We start from the raw sequence: 14,932 nt of genomic DNA, 5'->3' as shown, positions 1-14,932 counted from the left end.
CGGGCTGCGGCGGACCGCCCCTAGGAGATGTCGCGGCGCCGGAACGACGCCGCCGACGCGCCGCCGACCAGGAGCATCAGCACGGCGTAGTACGCGGTGCCGTGCTGGACGCTGACCTCCTTGGTCTCGTCGCAGTCGAGGCCGTCGGGCACCCGCGGCCCGTAGCAGGCCTCGGGAGGCTGGACCCAGTACTCGGCGCGCCCGTTGACCACGGCGGCGGCGTTGGTCGACGGCTCGTACCTCAACGCCGACTGCGGCAGGAGGGCGAAGATCAGGCCGCCGGCGACCGAGACGGCGAACAGGACGCCGATCGTGAACACGGTGCTGCGCGACAGGGTGGTGAGCGCGTAGCCGAACACCGCCGCCCCGGTGATGGCCAGGGTGCTCCGCAGCGCGTGCTGCACCACGTCGGTGACCACCTGACCCGGCACGGGCAGGTCGCGGCTCTGCGCGACCAGGAGCAGCCCGCCCCAGAAGAGGACCAGCCCCACCACCGCGACCGACGCCGCCACCAGCGCGACCGCGACGGCCTTCGCCAGCCACACCCTCAGGCGCCGGGGCTCGAACAGCAGCTGGTTGCTCATCGAGCCGGAGTTCCAGTCGTGCCCGACGTACGTCGTCCCGGCGAGCAGCATCAGCGCGGCCACGATCGCCACGACGGCCAGCGCACTGTTGGAGCGCTCGCGGGCGACGTTGAGCTGCTCGCGGTACAGGTAGTCCTCGACCTGCGGCTGGTAGCCGAACTGGCGCGCGCACTGGCGCTCGGCGCGGTCGGGGTCGACGCCGAAGTTGCGCGGGTTCTGCTCGCAGTCGGCGATGCCCTGCTCGATGTACTCGAGCTCGACGTCGACCTGCTGCTGGGCCGCGGCCCGGTCGCCGTCGCCGACGGGGCGGGTGTCGTAGGTGCGGACGCCGAGGATCACCAGCGGCACCAGGACGGCGGCGCCCACCAGCACCAGCACGGCGCGGCGCCACCGCAGCCGGGTCAGCTCGACCCGCAGCAGCCCGGTCATGCGGCACCGCCCTTCCGGCCGAGGCCGTCGGCGCCGTCGAGGTGCTCGTGGCCGAGCGTGTCGGCGGCGGTGAGCTCGAGGAAGACCGACTCGAGGTCGCGGCGCAGCGGCGTGAGCGCGGACAGCCACACGCCGGCCTCGCCGAGGATCCGGGTGATCGCGGCGGGGTCGTCGGACTCCACGCGCAGGCCGGTGGGCGTCGCGGCGACGGTGAGACCGGCGCCGCTGAGCACCCGCGTGGCGGTGTCGGGGTCGGCGACCTCGACGGCGTGGGCCGCGGCGCCGGTGTCGAGGAGGTCCTCGACGCGCCCCGAGGCGAGCAGCCGGCCGTTGCCGATGATCGTGGCCGAGGTGCAGACCTGCTGGACCTCGGCGAGGATGTGGGAGCTCAGCAGCACGGTGACGCCGCGCTCGCCGAGGTCGCGGATGGTGTCGCGGATCTCCCGGATGCCCGCCGGGTCGAGGCCGTTGGTGGGCTCGTCGAGGATCAGCAGCTGCGGGTCCTTCAGGAGTGTCGCGGCGATCGCGAGGCGCTGCTTCATGCCGAGCGAGTAGGACTTGAACCGGTCGCCGTCGCGCCCGGTCAGGCCGACCGTCTCGATCGCGGCGTCGACGCGCGTGTCGGGGGCGCCGATGCTGCGCGAGAGCAGCAGCAGGTTCTGGCGGCCGGTGAAGTGCGGGGAGAACTTCGGCGACTCGACCACGGCGCCGACCCGGTCGATGACGGCCGGCAGGCTCTCGGGGACGGGCTGGCCGAAGAGCCGCATCTCGCCACGGGTGGCCCGGGCCAGCCCGAGCAGCATCCGGATCGTCGTGGTCTTGCCCGACCCGTTGGGTCCGAGGAAGCCGTGGACGCCGCCCCCGGGCACCGCGAGGTCGAGGTTCTCCACCGCGACGCGCACGCCGCGTCGTCCGCGGAACTCCTTGCGCAGCCCTGCTGCTTCGATGACCAGGTCGGTCACGGTGCCTCCTCCGGTCGTGGCGTGGCGGGCCATCAGACCACGAGGGATGAACGGCGGTTGAACACCGCGCCGTCGGTCTTCCGGTCGGTCCTGTGGAGGAGCACATTGTCGGAGTGACCCCGGAACTCGTGATCCTCGGCCTGGTGGTCGTCACCGCCCTGGCCTTCGACTTCACCAACGGCTTCCACGACACCGGGAACGCGATGGCGACCTCCATCGCGACCGGTGCCCTGCGGCCGAGGGTGGCGGTCGCCCTGTCGGCGTCGCTCAACCTCGTCGGCGCCTTCCTGTCGGTCGAGGTGGCCCTCACCGTCACCAACGCCGTCATCAAGATCCAGGACACCGACGGTGCGCCGCGCCCCGAGTTCCTGGCCGACGGGGGCGAGGCCCTGCTGGTCATCGTGCTGGCCGGGCTCGTCGGCGGCATCCTGTGGAACCTCGCGACCTGGTTGCTCGGGCTTCCGTCGAGCTCGTCGCACGCGCTGTTCGGCGGCCTGGTCGGCGCCACGATCGCCGGCCTCGGGTTCCACGGCGTGAACTGGGCAGGCGACGGCACCAAGCTGGACGGCGTCGTCGGCAAGGTGATCCTGCCCGCCCTGCTCTCCCCCCTCATCGCGATCGCGGTCGCCGCCGTCGGCACCTGGCTGATCCACCGGATCACCGAGGGGGTGGCCGAGCGCTACCGGGAGAGCGGGTTCCGATGGGGACAGATCGGCTCGGCCTCGCTCGTGTCGCTGGCCCACGGCACGAACGACGCACAGAAGACGATGGGCGTGATCACCCTCGCCCTGCTCGCCAGCGGGGAGTGGAGCGACACCACCAGCATCCCGTTGTGGGTGAAGGTCTCGTGCGCGGTCGCGATCGCGCTCGGCACCTACCTCGGTGGCTGGCGCATCATCCGGACCCTGGGCAAGGGGCTGGTCGAGATCTCCTCACCGCAGGGCATGGCAGCGGAGAGCTCCTCGGCCGCCGTCATCCTGACCTCGAGCCACCTGGGGTTCGCGCTGTCGACCACCCACGTCGCCACCGGGTCGATCCTCGGCACCGGGGTCGGCAAGAAGGGAGCCGAGGTCCGGTGGGGTGTGGCGGCCCGGATGGCACTGGCCTGGCTCGTCACGCTGCCGATGGCCGCCGTCGTCGGCGCGGTCGCGTGGTACGCCGCCCACCTCGTGGGCGGGCTGCCGGGGGCGGTCGCGGTCTTCGTGGTCCTGGTCGCCGCGTCGGGGGCCATGTACGTCCGTTCGCGGCGCGAGCCGGTCGACCACGACAACGTCAACGCAGACTGGGACGGCATGCCGACCCAGGCGAAGGTCTGAGAAGGAGCACCGACATGGAGAACATCGGCTTCGCCCTCGAGGGCGCCTGGCAGGTCCTGCTGATCGGCCTGCTCCTCGGAGCCGGGCTGCCCGCCGTCTTCGCCCTCGGCATCCGCTCGCTCGCCCACGGTGCCGGGGGAGCGGCCGAGACCGTCCAGGGCGGTCACGCGGCGCCCCACCCCGTCGGCCGCCTCGGGGCTGCGGTCTGCTTCGCGGTCGTGCTGGCCGGGGTCGCGCTCGGCATCACGATCGTCGTCGCGTCCGGCTTCGGCAAGGAAGTCAGCTTCGAGAACGTCGTGCCCTCGTTGGTCGACAAGTGACGGGCCCGCTGAGCAGGGTGGTCGCCTGGCTGCGCGAGGGCTACCCGGCGGGGGTGCCGGCCCAGGACTACGTCCCGCTGCTCGCCCTGTTGCGGCGCCGGCTCAGCGACGAGGAGGTCGTCGAGATCGCCCGTGAGCTGGAGGAGGCCGGCCTCGCGCCGCACGACCACGCCGACATCGCGGTGTCGATCTCCAAGGTCACCGACGCGATGCCCTCTGCCGCCGACGTCGACCGGGTGCGCGAGCACCTGGCGTTCCGCGGGTTCCCCCGCGACTGACGAGCAACACCGGGCTCTCAGGCGCCGGGGCGGACCAGCTCGATGCGCGGCGTCCGACCCGGCTCGGGACGCGGGTCGTAGTCGGGCGTGCTGGTGTAGGGCCCCCAGGCGAGGTAGTGACGCAGGTGCGCCTCCACGGCGGGCAGGACGTCGGCGACTGTGACGCGTCGGCCGGTCTCGACCGACAGCGTGGTGACCCCGGCGTCGGCGATGCCGCACGGCACGAAGCGGTCGTACCAGCCGAGGTCGACGTCGCAGTTGAGCGAGAAGCCGTGCATGGTGACACCCCGGCTGACCCGGATCCCGATCGCGGCGACCTTGCGCTCCGGACGGCCGTGCCCGGCTCGCAGCCAGACGCCGCTGCGACCCGGCACCCGGGCGGTCTCGACGCCCAGGTCGCGGCACACCGCGATGAGGGCCTCCTCGACGCGGCGGACGTAGTCGACGACCTTCACGTGGTCGGGCAGCCGGACGATCGGGTAGCCGACCAGCTGACCGGGTCCGTGGAAGGTGATCTTGCCGCCGCGGTCGACGTCGACCACGTCGGCCCCGCCGGGATCGGCGGGCCGCTCGTGCTGCTCGGTGCGCTTGCCGGCGGTGTAGACGGGCGGGTGCTCGAGCAGCAGCACGGTGCCGGGCGCACCGGCCACGACACCGGCGTGCACCTCGCGCTGGAGGTCCCACGCGGCGAGGTAGTCGACGGCGTCGGGAGCCAGCCCGGCGACACGGAAGGACAGGTCGGTCACGCCGACGAGCCTACGCCCGACCCAGCAGCTCCAGCTGGGCCGGCAGCACGCGGCGCCAGAACCCGCGGTCGTGTACAGGGCGAGGGTCGATGCTCCAGCCGAGACCCTGCAGCGCCACCACGGTCGCAGGTCGTCGGGCGGGTGCCTGGAGGGCAGAGCAGGCGCCACCGGTCAGCAGACGTCGTCGGCTCAGCACCGCGACAGGATGGCACGCGCGCGGCCCGAGGCTGTGGAGAACCGCGACGGCTCGACCCGGGTTCGGTGTTGGCTGGGCCCATGTCGACTCGGGTCGTGGTGCGGGTGCTCACCGCCGTGCTGCTCGGCGCACTCTGCGGGGTGGCCCTCGCGTGCGGCCCCACCCTCCTCGGCCACGACCCGCCAGGGCCGCCAGGGCCGCCACGGACGCGGGAGGTTGCCCCGACGACGCCCACCCGCCCAGACGAGGCGGGCGGGCCACGCGGGGTGCTGCGGGCCTGGGACGAGGCTCGGGCCGTGGCGTGGACCACGGGCGACACCGCGGCGCTCGCCCGCCTCTACACGGGGCGGTCGGTGGCCGGACGGCGCGACGTGGCGATGCTGGAGGCCTGGAACGCCCGTGGCCGCCGGGTCACCGAGATGAGCACGCAGGTGCTGGCGCTCGAGGTGGTCGCCTCGGGCCGGGGGCGGCTCGTGCTGGAGGTGACCGACCGGCTCGCCCGGGCCGTGGCCGGTGGCACCGAGCTCCCGGCCGACCGGGTCAGCACCCGGCGCCTCGTGCTGCGTCCGGGCGGTGGGGACGCCGGGTGGCGGGTGTCGGCGGTCCTCAGTCGTCCGACGCGCTGAGCGCCGTGGCGAGGCAGGCCTCGACGTCGGCGTCGGCGAAGACGAAGCCGGAGTCGAGGAGGGCCGCCGGGCGCACGTTGAGCGAGCCGAGGAGCTCGGGAGCCATCGCCCCGCCGGCGAGCCTGATGGCCGGGGCCGGCACGGGCAGGAACGTGGGGCGGTGCAGCGCCCGGCCCAGGGCTCGGGTGAACTCGGCGTTCGTCGGCGCCTGCGGCAGGCAGATGTTGAAGGGGCCCGCGGCGTCCGGGTGCTCGGCCAGGTGGACCACGGCGCCGACCCAGTCGCGCAGCGTCGACATCGGCATGTACTGCCGGCCCTTGCCGAGCCGTCCGCCGAGGCCGGCCCTGGTCAGCAGGCGCAGCTGCTGCAGCGGCGCGGCGCGGCGGTCCATCACCGGCGCCGTCCGCAGCACGCAGACCCGTGAACCCCCGGCCACCGCGGCCTCGGTCGCGGCCTGCCACTCGCGGGTGACGGAGGTGAGCAGGGCGTGGCCGCGGGTGTCGGAGACCTCGGTCAGCACCTGGTCGCCGTGGTCGCCGTAGTAGGAGATGCCGTTGCCGGCCAGGTAGGCCGGGGGAGTGGCGGCCTGCGCGATCGTCTCGGCGAGCAACCGGGTCGTCGTCACGCGGCTCGAGCGCAGCTCGCGTGCCCACCGCTTCGAGTGCGGGTTGCCCAGCGTCGGGCTCCCGGCGAGGTTGACCACGACGGCCGCGCTGCGCACCAGGGTCCGGTCGAGCGTGCCGGCGTAGGGGTCCCAGGTCGACTCGTCCCGGGCGCTGGTGTCGCGGCGCACCAGCGAGACGACCTCGTGCCCACGAGCACGCAGCTCCTGCTTGAGGTGGGCGCCGAGGAAACCCGATCCGCCGGCGAGGACGACCGTGAGCGACATGCCGGTCAGCCTCGCACACGCCCCGCGGCCCCGCCCCCTCCGGAGGGAGAGGCGTGGACGGCCTCCGAGCCGGGTAGGACCGAGGTGTGAAGCGACCCCTCGCCGTCCTCTGCGTGGCCTCCCTGGTCCCCCTCCTCGCCGCCTGCGGTGACGACCCGGAGCCCGGGGACGGGCCGGTCGTCGAGGTCCAGGAGCAGGGCGCCGAGCCCCGCGCGCGGCTGGTCATCGACGTGGAGGTCGGTCACACCGAGACCACCGTGATGACCCTCGACCAGGACGTCGACGCGGGCCAGAGCGTCGACGTGCCGCCGATCGAGATGACGCTCACCAACGAGGTCGTGAGCGTCGACGGCGACGCGATCCGGGTCGACACGACCTACGGCGAGTCCCGGGTCGCCGACCAGGACGACCCCGCCGCCGCCGACATCGAGGCCGCCCTGTCGGAGCTGACCGGCGTCACCGGCTCGACCACCTTCACGCCGTCCGGTGAGGTGACCGACAGCGAGATCGACATCCCCGACGGTGTGACCAGCACCGTGCGCCAGTCGATGGAGCAGCTCACCGACCAGTCGTCGTCGCTCACGGTCGCGTTCCCGGAGGAGGAGCTCGGGGCCGGCGCGACCTGGACGGCGTCGAGCGCGCTCGAGCTGAACGGCATCGAGGTGCAGCAGACGACCTCCTACGAGCTGGTCTCCCTCGAGGGCGACCAGTACGTCATCGAGGTCGAGGTCACCCAGGAGTTCGAGCCCGGCGAGGCAGAGGGTTTCGAGGTCGTCTCCGGCGACGGCACCTCGACCGGCACGATGCGCGGGACGGTCGGCAACCTGACCGCGAGCGAGGTCACCACCAGCGGCCGCACCGACATCCGGGTCGAGGCCGGCGGCCAGGAGCAGACCGTCAGCACCGAGACCGAGATGACGGTGCGCACCACCGTCGACTGAGCGGTTGGGAGCGGTCGGGCACGATGAGGGTCCGACACCCCCGACGCAACGAATGAGGTCATCAACCACCATGCCGTCCTTCTGGGCCAAGCTCCGTCAGTCCACCGAAGGCATGCAGCAGCAGCTGCTCGCCAAGAAGAACGACCTGCAGAGCGGCGGCTTCCGCGACGCCAGCATGGCGATGTGCGCCCTCGTCGCCGCCGCCGACGGCAGCATCGACGAGTCCGAGCGCCAGAAGGTCTCCAGCCTCATCACGAGCAACGAGGCGCTCGGCAACTTCCCGCCCGAGAGCCTGCGGGCCAAGTTCGACGAGGCCTGCGCGAAGCTCACCGCCGACTACCAGCTCGGCAAGGTCGAGCTCATCCAGGTGATCTCCAAGACCAAGAAGAAGCCGGCCGAGGCCCGCGCGGTCATCCAGATCGGCATCATCATCGGCGGCGCCGACGGCACCTTCGACGACCAGGAGAAGGCCGTCGTCCGGGAGGCCTGCCACGCGGTCGGCATCGACCCCTCGGAGTTCGAGCTCTGATCACGACCGAGCTCGCGAGGTCGTGATCGTCGGTCGTCGAGCGAGCGGGGCGACCGAGGGACGAGGTCGCGACCCGCGTGACGAGACGTCTGGCCGACCGAGGCCAGGCCGACCAGGCCGACCAGGCCGACCAGGCCGGTTGGCAGCGGAGGGCCGGGCGTCTCGTCGACGCTCGCTGGCGCTCGCTGCTCGACGTCCGGTGGTGGGGCGCCTCGTCGACGCTCGCTGGCGCTCGCTGCTCGACGTCCGGTCTCTCTGACGCGCGCTGCTCGACGTCCGGTGGCTGGGCGAGACCATGAGGTGCCGCGACGCAGGAGCCCCCGTCACTCCGAGGAGTGACGGGGGCTCTCGCGTGGTGCGGGTCGGTCAGACCTCGAACACGCCGGACTCGAGGCGCTTCTTGACGTCCTGCAGGAAGCGGCCGGCGTCGGCGCCGTCGACCAGGCGGTGGTCGTAGGTCAGCGCGAGGTAGACCATGTGGCGCACCGCGATCGTCTCACCGAGGTTGGGGTCGTCGATGACGACGGCCCGCTTGACCACGGCACCGGGGCCCATGATCGCGACCTGCGGCTTGTTGATGATCGGGGTGTCCCACAGCGCGCCCACGCTGCCGAGGTTGGTGATGGTGAAGGTGCCGCCGCCGAGCTCGTCGGGACCGATCTTGTTGGCGCGGGTGCGCCCGGCGACGTCGGCGATCTTCTTGGCCAGGCCGGCGATCGACAGGTCGCCGGCGTCCTTGACGACCGGCGTCAGCAGGCCCTTCTCGGTGTCGACGGCGAACGCGATGTTCTCGCGGTCGTAGTAGGTGATCGTGCCCTCGTCGGTGTCGATCGTCGCGTTCAGCTTGGGGTGCTGCTTGAGCGCGTCGACCGCCGCCTTGGTGAAGAACGGCAGGTAGGAGAGCTTGACGCCCTCGCGGGCGAGGAACTCCTCCTTCTTGGCGTTGCGCAGGCGGGCGACGTTGGTGACGTCGACCTCGACCACCTGGGTGAGCTGGGCGCCCGACTGCAGCGAGTCGACCATCCGCTCGGCGATGATCTTGCGCAGCCGGCTGATCTTCTCGGTGGTCCCGCGCAGCGGCGAGGGGGTGACCGAGGGCGCCTGGGCGGCCGGTGCGGACGACGACGCGGCCGGCGCGGCGGGAGCGGCGGCGGCAGGTGCGGCCGCGGCCTCCTTGGCGGCGCTCGCGGCGTCGAGGACGTCCTGCTTGCGGATGCGGCCACCGACGCCCGAGCCGGACACCGACGCGAGGTCGACGTTGTGCTGGGCCGCGAGCTTGCGGACCAGCGGCGTCACGTAGCTGCCGCCGTCGGAGGAGCCCTCCGAGGACTCGCCGGTCGACGGGGACTGCGCGCTGGGGGCCGGCGCCTGCTCCTTCGACGACGTGGGTGCGTCGGTCGGCGCCTGCGGGTTCTCCGGCTCCGGCTTCTTCTCCGGCTCCGGCGCCTTCTCCTTCTCGGGAGTCTCGTCGCCGGCGGGGAGCTCGCCCTTCTCCTCGACGATCTCCTCCTCCTGCTCGGCCTTCTTCTCGGCCTCGCCGTCGTCCTTCGGCTGGGCCTCGGGCGCGGCGGAGCCGCTGACGTCGGCGGCGGAGGCGCCCTTGTCGCCGATGACGGCCAGCTCGGCGCCGACCTCGACGGTCTCGTCCTCCTCGACCTTGATCTCGAGCAGGGTGCCGGCGACCGGCGAGGGGATCTCGGTGTCGACCTTGTCGGTGGAGACCTCGAGCAGCGGCTCATCGACGGCGACGTCGTCGCCGACCGACTTCAGCCAGCGGGTGACGGTGCCCTCGGTGACCGACTCGCCCAGGGCGGGCAGCGTGACCGAGGTGGCCTCGCCGCCGCCGGACGCGGCGGGCGCGTCCTCGGCGGGCTTCTCCTTCTCGGGGGTCTCGTCGCCGGCGGGCAGGTCGCCCTTCTCCTCGACGATCTCCTCCTCCTGCTCGGCCTTCTTCTCGGCCTCGCCCTCGTCCTTGGGCTGGGCCTCGGGCGCGGCGGACTCGTCGGCGTCGCCGGCGGACTCGCCCTCGTCACCGATCACGGCCAGCACGGCGCCGACCTCGACGGTGTCGTCCTCCTGGGCCTTGATCTCCAGCAGCGTTCCGGCCACGGGGGAGGGGATCTCGGTGTCGACCTTGTCGGTCGAGACCTCCAGCAGGGGCTCGTCGACCGCGACCGTGTCACCGACCTGCTTGAGCCAGCGGGTGACGGTGCCTTCGGTGACGGACTCCCCGAGTGCCGGGAGGTTGACTTCGGTGGCCATGGCTAGCTGCTCTTCCTCTGGATGGGTCAGGAGTGGGCGTGCAGAGGCTTCCCGGCGAGGGCCAGGTGGGCCTCGCCGAGAGCTTCGTTCTGGGTGGGGTGGGCGTGGACCAGGGGGGCGACGTCCTCGGCGTGCGCCTCCCAGTTGTAGATGAGCTGGGCCTCGCCGATGAGCTCGCCGACCCGGTCGCCCACGAGGTGGACGCCGACGACGGGACCGTCGGTGCGACGGATGAGCTTCACGAACCCCTGGGTCTTGAGGATCTGGCTCTTGCCGTTGCCGCCGAGGTCGTAGGTGACGGTCTCGATGCCGTCGTCGCCGTAGGCCGTGCGGGCGGCGGCCTCGTCGAGGCCGACCGAGGCGACCTCCGGGTGGGAGTAGGTGACGCGCGGGATGCCGGTCTCGTCGACGGGGACCGGGTCGAGCCCGGCGATGTGCTCGGCGACGAAGATGCCCTGCTGGAAGCCGCGGTGGGCGAGCTGGAGCCCCGGGACGATGTCGCCGACGGCGTAGACGCCCTCGACGTTGGTGCGGCAGTGGTCGTCGGTGAGCACGAAGCCGCGCTCCGTCGTGACCCCGAGCTCCTCGAGGCCGAGGCCGTCGGTGGCCGGGCCGCGGCCGACCGCGACCAGGAGCAGCTCGGCCTCGAGCACGTCGGTCCGCGCGCCGTCGTCGCCGCTGGTGACGGTGACGGCGACGCCGCCGTCGGTGCGCTCGAGGGACTGGAAGCGGGTGCCGGTGCGGAAGGAGATCCCGCGCTTGCGGAAGGCCCGCTCGAGGGCCTTGGACGACGCCTCGTCCTCGCCGGCGACCAGGCGGGGGAGGGCCTCGACGATGGTGACCTCGGCGCCGAAGCTGCGCCAGACGCTGGCGAACTCGCTGCCGATCACGCCGCCCCCGAGGACGATGACGGAGGCGGGGACGCGCTCGAGGCGGAGCGCGTGCTCCGAGGTGAGGACGCGCTCGCCGTCGACGTCGAGCCCGGGCAGCGTGCGGGGGTAGGAGCCGGAGGCGAGGACGAGGTGCCGGCCGGTGTGGACCTCGCCGGCCACTGTCACCTGGCGCGGCCCGGTGACCGTGCCGGCGCCCTCGAGCACGGTGATGCCGCGGCCCTTGATCAGGCCGGCCAGCCCCTTGTGGAGGCGCGAGACGACGCCGTCCTTGTAGGCGTTCACCCCGGGCATGTCGATGCCGTCGAGGGTGGCCCGGACGCCGAACTGCTCGGACTCGCGAGCGCTGTCGGCCACCTCGGCGGCGTGCAGGAGCGCCTTGGTGGGGATGCAGCCGACGTGCAGGCAGGTGCCGCCGACCTTGTCCTTCTCCACCAGCCCGACCGAGAGGCCGAGCTGGGCGGCTCGCAGGGCGCAGGCGTAGCCGCCCGAACCCGCTCCGAGGACGAGCACGTCGAAGTCGGCCACTCTTGTCCTTCCGATGCTGTCGGCGCCGGGGGCTCCCGGCGCATGTGGCGACCATCTTTGCACTACCCGCGAACACCGGGCTCGCGGGTTCTGTCACGGTCACCGCCGCGCGCAGGGCAGACTGGGGACATGGCTTTCCTCGACCGGTTCCGCCGCGGCTCCCGCGTGCGGATGAGCCGCCCCACGGGCGGCCAGCGAACCGGCTCCACCACCGTCCGGGCCGCCGACCGCGTCGACGAGCAGCACCTCCACGAGTTCGTCGAGGCCCGCCGCGGCGTCGAGGGGTTCGTCGAGCCGCGCACCGCGGTGAGCGAGGTGACGCTGCTGCTGGTGGCCCACGACGGGGAGTGGACCCGGCGCCGGGTGCCCTCGGTCGCGTGGGCGCACGACTTCGCCAACAAGCACCAGGTGCCCTCCTACGACGCCGCCGTGGTCGGCGTCCCGCAGCGGATGCGCGACTACAACTCGCGCATCAAGGCCGAGCGGCGCGAGCGCGGGCTCTAGGCCCCGCGGGCCGGGAGGCCGTGCTCGGACAGCGTCCGGGCGTACTCGACCAGGGTGGTGACCGCGACGCCGGTGCCGCCGCTGGTGAGGTGGCCGGTCGGGCCGCCGGAGTTGTACGCCGGGCCGGCGATGTCGAGGTGCGCCCACGGCAGGCCGCCGGTGAACTCGCGCAGGAACGCCGCGGCGTACAGCCCGCCGCCCCAGCGGATCCAGTCGTGCTGGGCGAGGTCGGCGATCCGGCTGGAGTGGATCCGCTCGTCCATGAACTCGGGGATCGGCATCGGCCAGTGGTCCTCGCCGGCCACCGTGGCGGCGGCCATCACGGCGGCGACCACGTCGTCGTCGCCGAGGACGCCGCCCACGCGGTCGCCGAGGGCGACGACCATGTGGCCGGTGAGCGTCGCGACGTCGAGCATCACGTCCGGCTCCTTCTCGCTCGCCATCACCAGCGCGTCACCCAGGACCATCCGGCCCTCGGCGTCGGTGTTGAGGACCTCGACGGTGGTGCCGCCGTACATCGTGACGACGTCGCCGGGCCGGGTGGCCGACCCGCCCAGCATGTTCTCGGCGAGCGAGGCGTAGGTGGTCACCTTGAGGGGCAGCCCGAGGTCGGCGATCGCGAACGTGGCCTGCACGACCGCGGCGGCACCGGCCATGTCGGACTTCATCTCGTGCATGTTGGCGGCCGGCTTGATGGACAGCCCGCCGGTGTCGAAGGTGATGCCCTTGCCGATAAGGGCCAGGTGCGTCGTGGCGCCCTGCGGGGCGTAGCTGAGCTCGACCAGGCGCGGCGGCGCGTCGGAGGCGGCGCCGACCGAGAGGATGCCGCCGCAGCCGAGCTCGGCGAGCTGCTCCTCGTCGAGCACCTTGACGGTGATCGTGGCGGCGCCGCGCCCGCGGGCCTTGTTGGCGGCGACGACCGCGTCGGCGAACGACGGCGGCCGCAGGTCGTTGGGCGGGGTGTTGACCCAGTCGCGGACGCCGGCGACGGCGCGGGCCAGGACCTGGGCCTCCTCGAACGCGGCGGCGACGTCCTTCTTGCGCGAGGCCGGGCTGAGGACGACGACCTCGCCCGGTGCGGTGCTCGTGGAGGACTGCTTCTTGTAGGCGGTGAAGGTGTAGCCGCCGAGCAGGTAGCCCTCGGTGGCGGCGCGGACGAGCTCGGGGGAGTCGGCGGGCAGCGCGACGGCGACCGAGGCGGCGTTGGTGACCGCGCGGGCGGCGGCACCGGCGCCGCGCCGGACGGAGGTCGCGGTGACGGACGGCCCGAGGCCGACCAGGACCAGCACCGGCGACGCGATCGCCTTCGACGTGGGGACCTTGACGACCTCGCCGGCCTTGCCGGTGACGCCCAGCGAGGCCAGCAGCGGGGCCAGCCGGCGTCCGTAGGCGTCGAGGACGTCCTCGCCGCCGGGCGCCAGGCTGGGGCGGGAGTCGCCGCTGAGGACCCCCACCACCACGGCGTCGGCACGGGTCTTGGCGGGGCTGGCGCTGCGCAGGGTGTACGTCGTCACCGCCGCAGAGTACGCCGCGCCGCCCACACCGACCCGGCGGGAGGCTGCGGTAGGTTCCGTTTCATGTCTGAGCTCCTCAGGTCCCCGCTCCACGACCGGCACGAGGCGCTCGGCGCCAAGTTCGCCGAGTTCGGTGGCTGGAGCATGCCGCTCGAGTACGCCGGCGTCGTGGCCGAGCACCACGCCGTCCGCTCCGCCGTCGGCATCTTCGACGTCAGCCACCTCGGCAAGGCGGAGGTGCGCGGGCCGGGCGCGGCGGCGTTCGTCGACGCCACGCTGAGCAACGACCTCGCCAGGATCGGGCCGGGTCAGGCCCAGTACACGCTCTGCTGCGACGACGCGACCGGCGGGATCGTCGACGACCTCATCGCCTACCACCGCGGCGAGGAGAGCGTGTTCCTCATCCCGAACGCCGCCAACACCGCGGAGGTCGTGCGGCGGCTCCAGGCGGCCGCCCCCGACGGCGTCGAGGTCGAGAACCAGCACCGCGACCACGTGGTGCTCGCGGTGCAGGGCCCGTCGTCCGACGAGGTGCTCGCGGCCGTCGGGTTCCCCGTCGGGCACGACTACATGAGCTTCGTCGAGGCGCCGTTCGGCGAGAGCCGCGTCGTCGTGTGCCGCACCGGCTACACCGGCGAGCGCGGCTACGAGCTGGTCGCCCCGAACGACGTCGCCGTGGCCCTGTGGGACTCGCTGATGGCCGCCGGAGCGGCCTACGGCATCGCACCGTGCGGGCTCGGGTCGCGCGACACCCTGCGCACCGAGATGGGCTACCCGCTGCACGGCCAGGACATCTCGCTCGACGTCACCCCCAACGAGGCCCGCCTCGGCTGGGCCGTCGGCTGGCGGAAGGAGGCGTTCTGGGGCCGCGACGTGCTCGTCGCGGAGAAGGAGCGCGGTCCGCGCCGCCGGCTCTTCGCGCTCGAGTCGACCGGCCGCGCCATCCCGCGCCCGCACATGAGCGTCAGCCTGACCCCCGACGTCCTGCTCGGCGAGGTCACCTCCGGCACCTTCTCCCCGACGCTGAGGAAGGGCATCGCGCTGGCGCTGCTCTCCACCGTCGTGAACCCCGAGGCCCAGGTCGGCGTCGACGTCCGCGGCCGGCGCGAGCTGTTCCAGATCGTGAAGCTGCCGTTCGTCGACAGCTCGGTGCGCGACGCATGAACCCGCCCGAGGCCCCGCCGACCTTCCGCCGCCCGAGCGTCGAGGAGCGGCCCTGGGCCTGGCGCCTCGAGGACGCCGCCGGCACCGAGGTCGGCGTCGAGGGCGACCTCGCCGACCAGCGCTTCGCCAACCAGGCCGACGCCGAGTCGTGGGTCGGCGAGACCTGGGCCGACCTGGCCGCCCTCGGCGTCGACCAGGTCGTGCTGTTCGAGCACGACCGCCGCGTCTACGGCCCGATGTCGCTGCACGCCTGA

16 protein-coding genes are annotated in these 14,932 nt (G+C 73.1%); 9 read left to right on the top strand and 7 right to left on the bottom strand.

Annotated features, from left to right (window positions below):
* Window positions 1–20: 20 nt before the first annotated feature.
* Window positions 21–1,013, bottom strand: a complete 993-nt coding sequence (locus FE634_RS12730) for an ABC transporter permease subunit (protein WP_138876095.1) — start codon at window positions 1,011–1,013, stop codon at window positions 21–23.
* On the bottom strand, window positions 1,010–1,975 hold the full coding sequence (locus FE634_RS12725) for an ABC transporter ATP-binding protein (protein WP_262347408.1): 966 nt from the start codon (window positions 1,973–1,975) through the stop codon (window positions 1,010–1,012). The genes FE634_RS12730 and FE634_RS12725 overlap by 4 nt, the downstream gene beginning before the upstream one ends.
* Before the next feature lie 113 nt (window positions 1,976–2,088).
* Between FE634_RS12725 and FE634_RS12720 the strand changes: the two genes are divergently transcribed.
* The 3 genes from FE634_RS12720 to FE634_RS12710 are packed head-to-tail and all read left to right on the top strand — an operon-like array spanning window position 2,089 to window position 3,889.
* The gene (locus FE634_RS12720) at window positions 2,089–3,291 is read left to right on the top strand and encodes an inorganic phosphate transporter (RefSeq protein ID WP_138876093.1); all 1,203 of its coding nucleotides are present in this window, start codon (window positions 2,089–2,091) and stop codon (window positions 3,289–3,291) included.
* Between the two features lie 14 nt (window positions 3,292–3,305).
* The gene (locus FE634_RS12715) at window positions 3,306–3,611 is read left to right on the top strand and encodes a hypothetical protein (protein WP_137292634.1); all 306 of its coding nucleotides are present in this window, start codon (window positions 3,306–3,308) and stop codon (window positions 3,609–3,611) included.
* Window positions 3,608–3,889 carry a DUF3349 domain-containing protein gene (locus FE634_RS12710; RefSeq protein ID WP_138876092.1) on the top strand — a complete coding sequence of 94 codons (282 nt, stop codon included), beginning with the start codon at window positions 3,608–3,610 and terminating at the stop codon, window positions 3,887–3,889. Before FE634_RS12715 ends, FE634_RS12710 begins: the two co-directional genes overlap by 4 nt.
* 17 nt (window positions 3,890–3,906) lie before the next feature.
* Here the strand turns inward: FE634_RS12710 and lipB are convergent, their stop codons facing one another.
* The gene (lipB, locus tag FE634_RS12705; RefSeq protein WP_187366701.1) at window positions 3,907–4,635 is read right to left on the bottom strand and encodes a lipoyl(octanoyl) transferase LipB; all 729 of its coding nucleotides are present in this window, start codon (window positions 4,633–4,635) and stop codon (window positions 3,907–3,909) included.
* Window positions 4,636–5,127: 492 nt separating this feature from the next.
* Between lipB and FE634_RS12700 the strand changes: the two genes are divergently transcribed.
* A complete protein-coding gene (locus FE634_RS12700) occupies window positions 5,128–5,457 on the top strand; it encodes a hypothetical protein (RefSeq protein ID WP_138876091.1) in 330 nt (109 codons plus the stop codon).
* Here the strand turns inward: FE634_RS12700 and FE634_RS12695 are convergent.
* Window positions 5,438–6,346, bottom strand: a complete 909-nt coding sequence (locus tag FE634_RS12695) for a TIGR01777 family oxidoreductase (protein ID WP_138876090.1) — start codon at window positions 6,344–6,346, stop codon at window positions 5,438–5,440. The genes FE634_RS12700 and FE634_RS12695 overlap by 20 nt on opposite strands.
* Window positions 6,347–6,432: 86 nt before the next feature.
* Between FE634_RS12695 and FE634_RS12690 the strand changes: the two genes are divergently transcribed.
* A complete protein-coding gene (locus FE634_RS12690) occupies window positions 6,433–7,287 on the top strand; it encodes a DUF6263 family protein (RefSeq protein WP_138876089.1) in 855 nt (284 codons plus the stop codon).
* A gap of 70 nt (window positions 7,288–7,357) precedes the next feature.
* Complete coding sequence (locus FE634_RS12685; RefSeq protein WP_137292627.1) at window positions 7,358–7,816, top strand: tellurite resistance TerB family protein; 459 nt, start codon at window positions 7,358–7,360, stop codon at window positions 7,814–7,816.
* Window positions 7,817–8,182: 366 nt separating this feature from the next.
* Here FE634_RS12685 and sucB read toward each other — a convergent pair whose 3' ends face one another.
* Window positions 8,183–10,078, bottom strand: a complete 1,896-nt coding sequence (gene sucB, locus FE634_RS12680) for a 2-oxoglutarate dehydrogenase, E2 component, dihydrolipoamide succinyltransferase (protein WP_148240655.1) — start codon at window positions 10,076–10,078, stop codon at window positions 8,183–8,185.
* 26 nt (window positions 10,079–10,104) lie between these two features.
* On the bottom strand, window positions 10,105–11,496 hold the full coding sequence (gene lpdA / locus FE634_RS12675) for a dihydrolipoyl dehydrogenase (RefSeq protein WP_222847576.1): 1,392 nt from the start codon (window positions 11,494–11,496) through the stop codon (window positions 10,105–10,107).
* 129 nt (window positions 11,497–11,625) lie between these two features.
* Between lpdA and FE634_RS12670 the strand changes: the two genes are divergently transcribed.
* On the top strand, window positions 11,626–12,000 hold the full coding sequence (locus FE634_RS12670) for a hypothetical protein (RefSeq protein ID WP_246060553.1): 375 nt from the start codon (window positions 11,626–11,628) through the stop codon (window positions 11,998–12,000).
* On the opposite strand, the gene FE634_RS12665 is transcribed toward FE634_RS12670, so the two are convergent.
* Window positions 11,997–13,514: a leucyl aminopeptidase gene (locus FE634_RS12665; protein WP_138876087.1), complete on the bottom strand. Its 1,518-nt coding sequence runs from the start codon at window positions 13,512–13,514 to the stop codon at window positions 11,997–11,999. The two genes, FE634_RS12670 and FE634_RS12665, sit on opposite strands and share 4 nt — an antisense overlap.
* 63 nt (window positions 13,515–13,577) lie before the next feature.
* Between FE634_RS12665 and gcvT the strand changes: the two genes are divergently transcribed.
* Both gcvT and FE634_RS12655 read left to right on the top strand, forming a co-directional pair.
* A complete protein-coding gene (gene gcvT / locus FE634_RS12660; protein WP_138876086.1) occupies window positions 13,578–14,678 on the top strand; it encodes a glycine cleavage system aminomethyltransferase GcvT in 1,101 nt (366 codons plus the stop codon).
* Window positions 14,675–14,932 (top strand): hypothetical protein, encoded by a 258-nt coding sequence (locus FE634_RS12655; RefSeq protein ID WP_138876085.1) that lies wholly within the window; start codon window positions 14,675–14,677, stop codon window positions 14,930–14,932. Before gcvT ends, FE634_RS12655 begins: the two co-directional genes overlap by 4 nt.

The organism is Nocardioides sp. S-1144 (assembly GCF_005954645.2).
In the GTDB taxonomy this organism is placed as follows: Bacteria; Actinomycetota; Actinomycetes; order Propionibacteriales; family Nocardioidaceae; genus Nocardioides; species Nocardioides dongxiaopingii.
This window is presented reverse-complemented; position numbering and strand designations above follow the sequence as displayed.

Coding starts and splice junctions, on each gene's coding strand:
- FE634_RS12730 (WP_138876095.1), bottom strand. CDS start 1,013: ATGACCGGGCTGCTGCGGGTCGAGCTGACCCGGCTGCGGTGGCGCCGC.
- FE634_RS12715 (WP_137292634.1), top strand. CDS start 3,306: ATGGAGAACATCGGCTTCGCCCTCGAGGGCGCCTGGCAGGTCCTGCTG.
- FE634_RS12695 (WP_138876090.1), bottom strand. CDS start 6,346: ATGTCGCTCACGGTCGTCCTCGCCGGCGGATCGGGTTTCCTCGGCGCC.
- FE634_RS12685 (WP_137292627.1), top strand. CDS start 7,358: ATGCCGTCCTTCTGGGCCAAGCTCCGTCAGTCCACCGAAGGCATGCAG.
- sucB (WP_148240655.1), bottom strand. CDS start 10,078: ATGGCCACCGAAGTCAACCTCCCGGCACTCGGGGAGTCCGTCACCGAA.
- FE634_RS12670 (WP_246060553.1), top strand. CDS start 11,626: ATGGCTTTCCTCGACCGGTTCCGCCGCGGCTCCCGCGTGCGGATGAGC.
- gcvT (WP_138876086.1), top strand. CDS start 13,578: ATGTCTGAGCTCCTCAGGTCCCCGCTCCACGACCGGCACGAGGCGCTC.
- FE634_RS12655 (WP_138876085.1), top strand. CDS start 14,675: ATGAACCCGCCCGAGGCCCCGCCGACCTTCCGCCGCCCGAGCGTCGAG.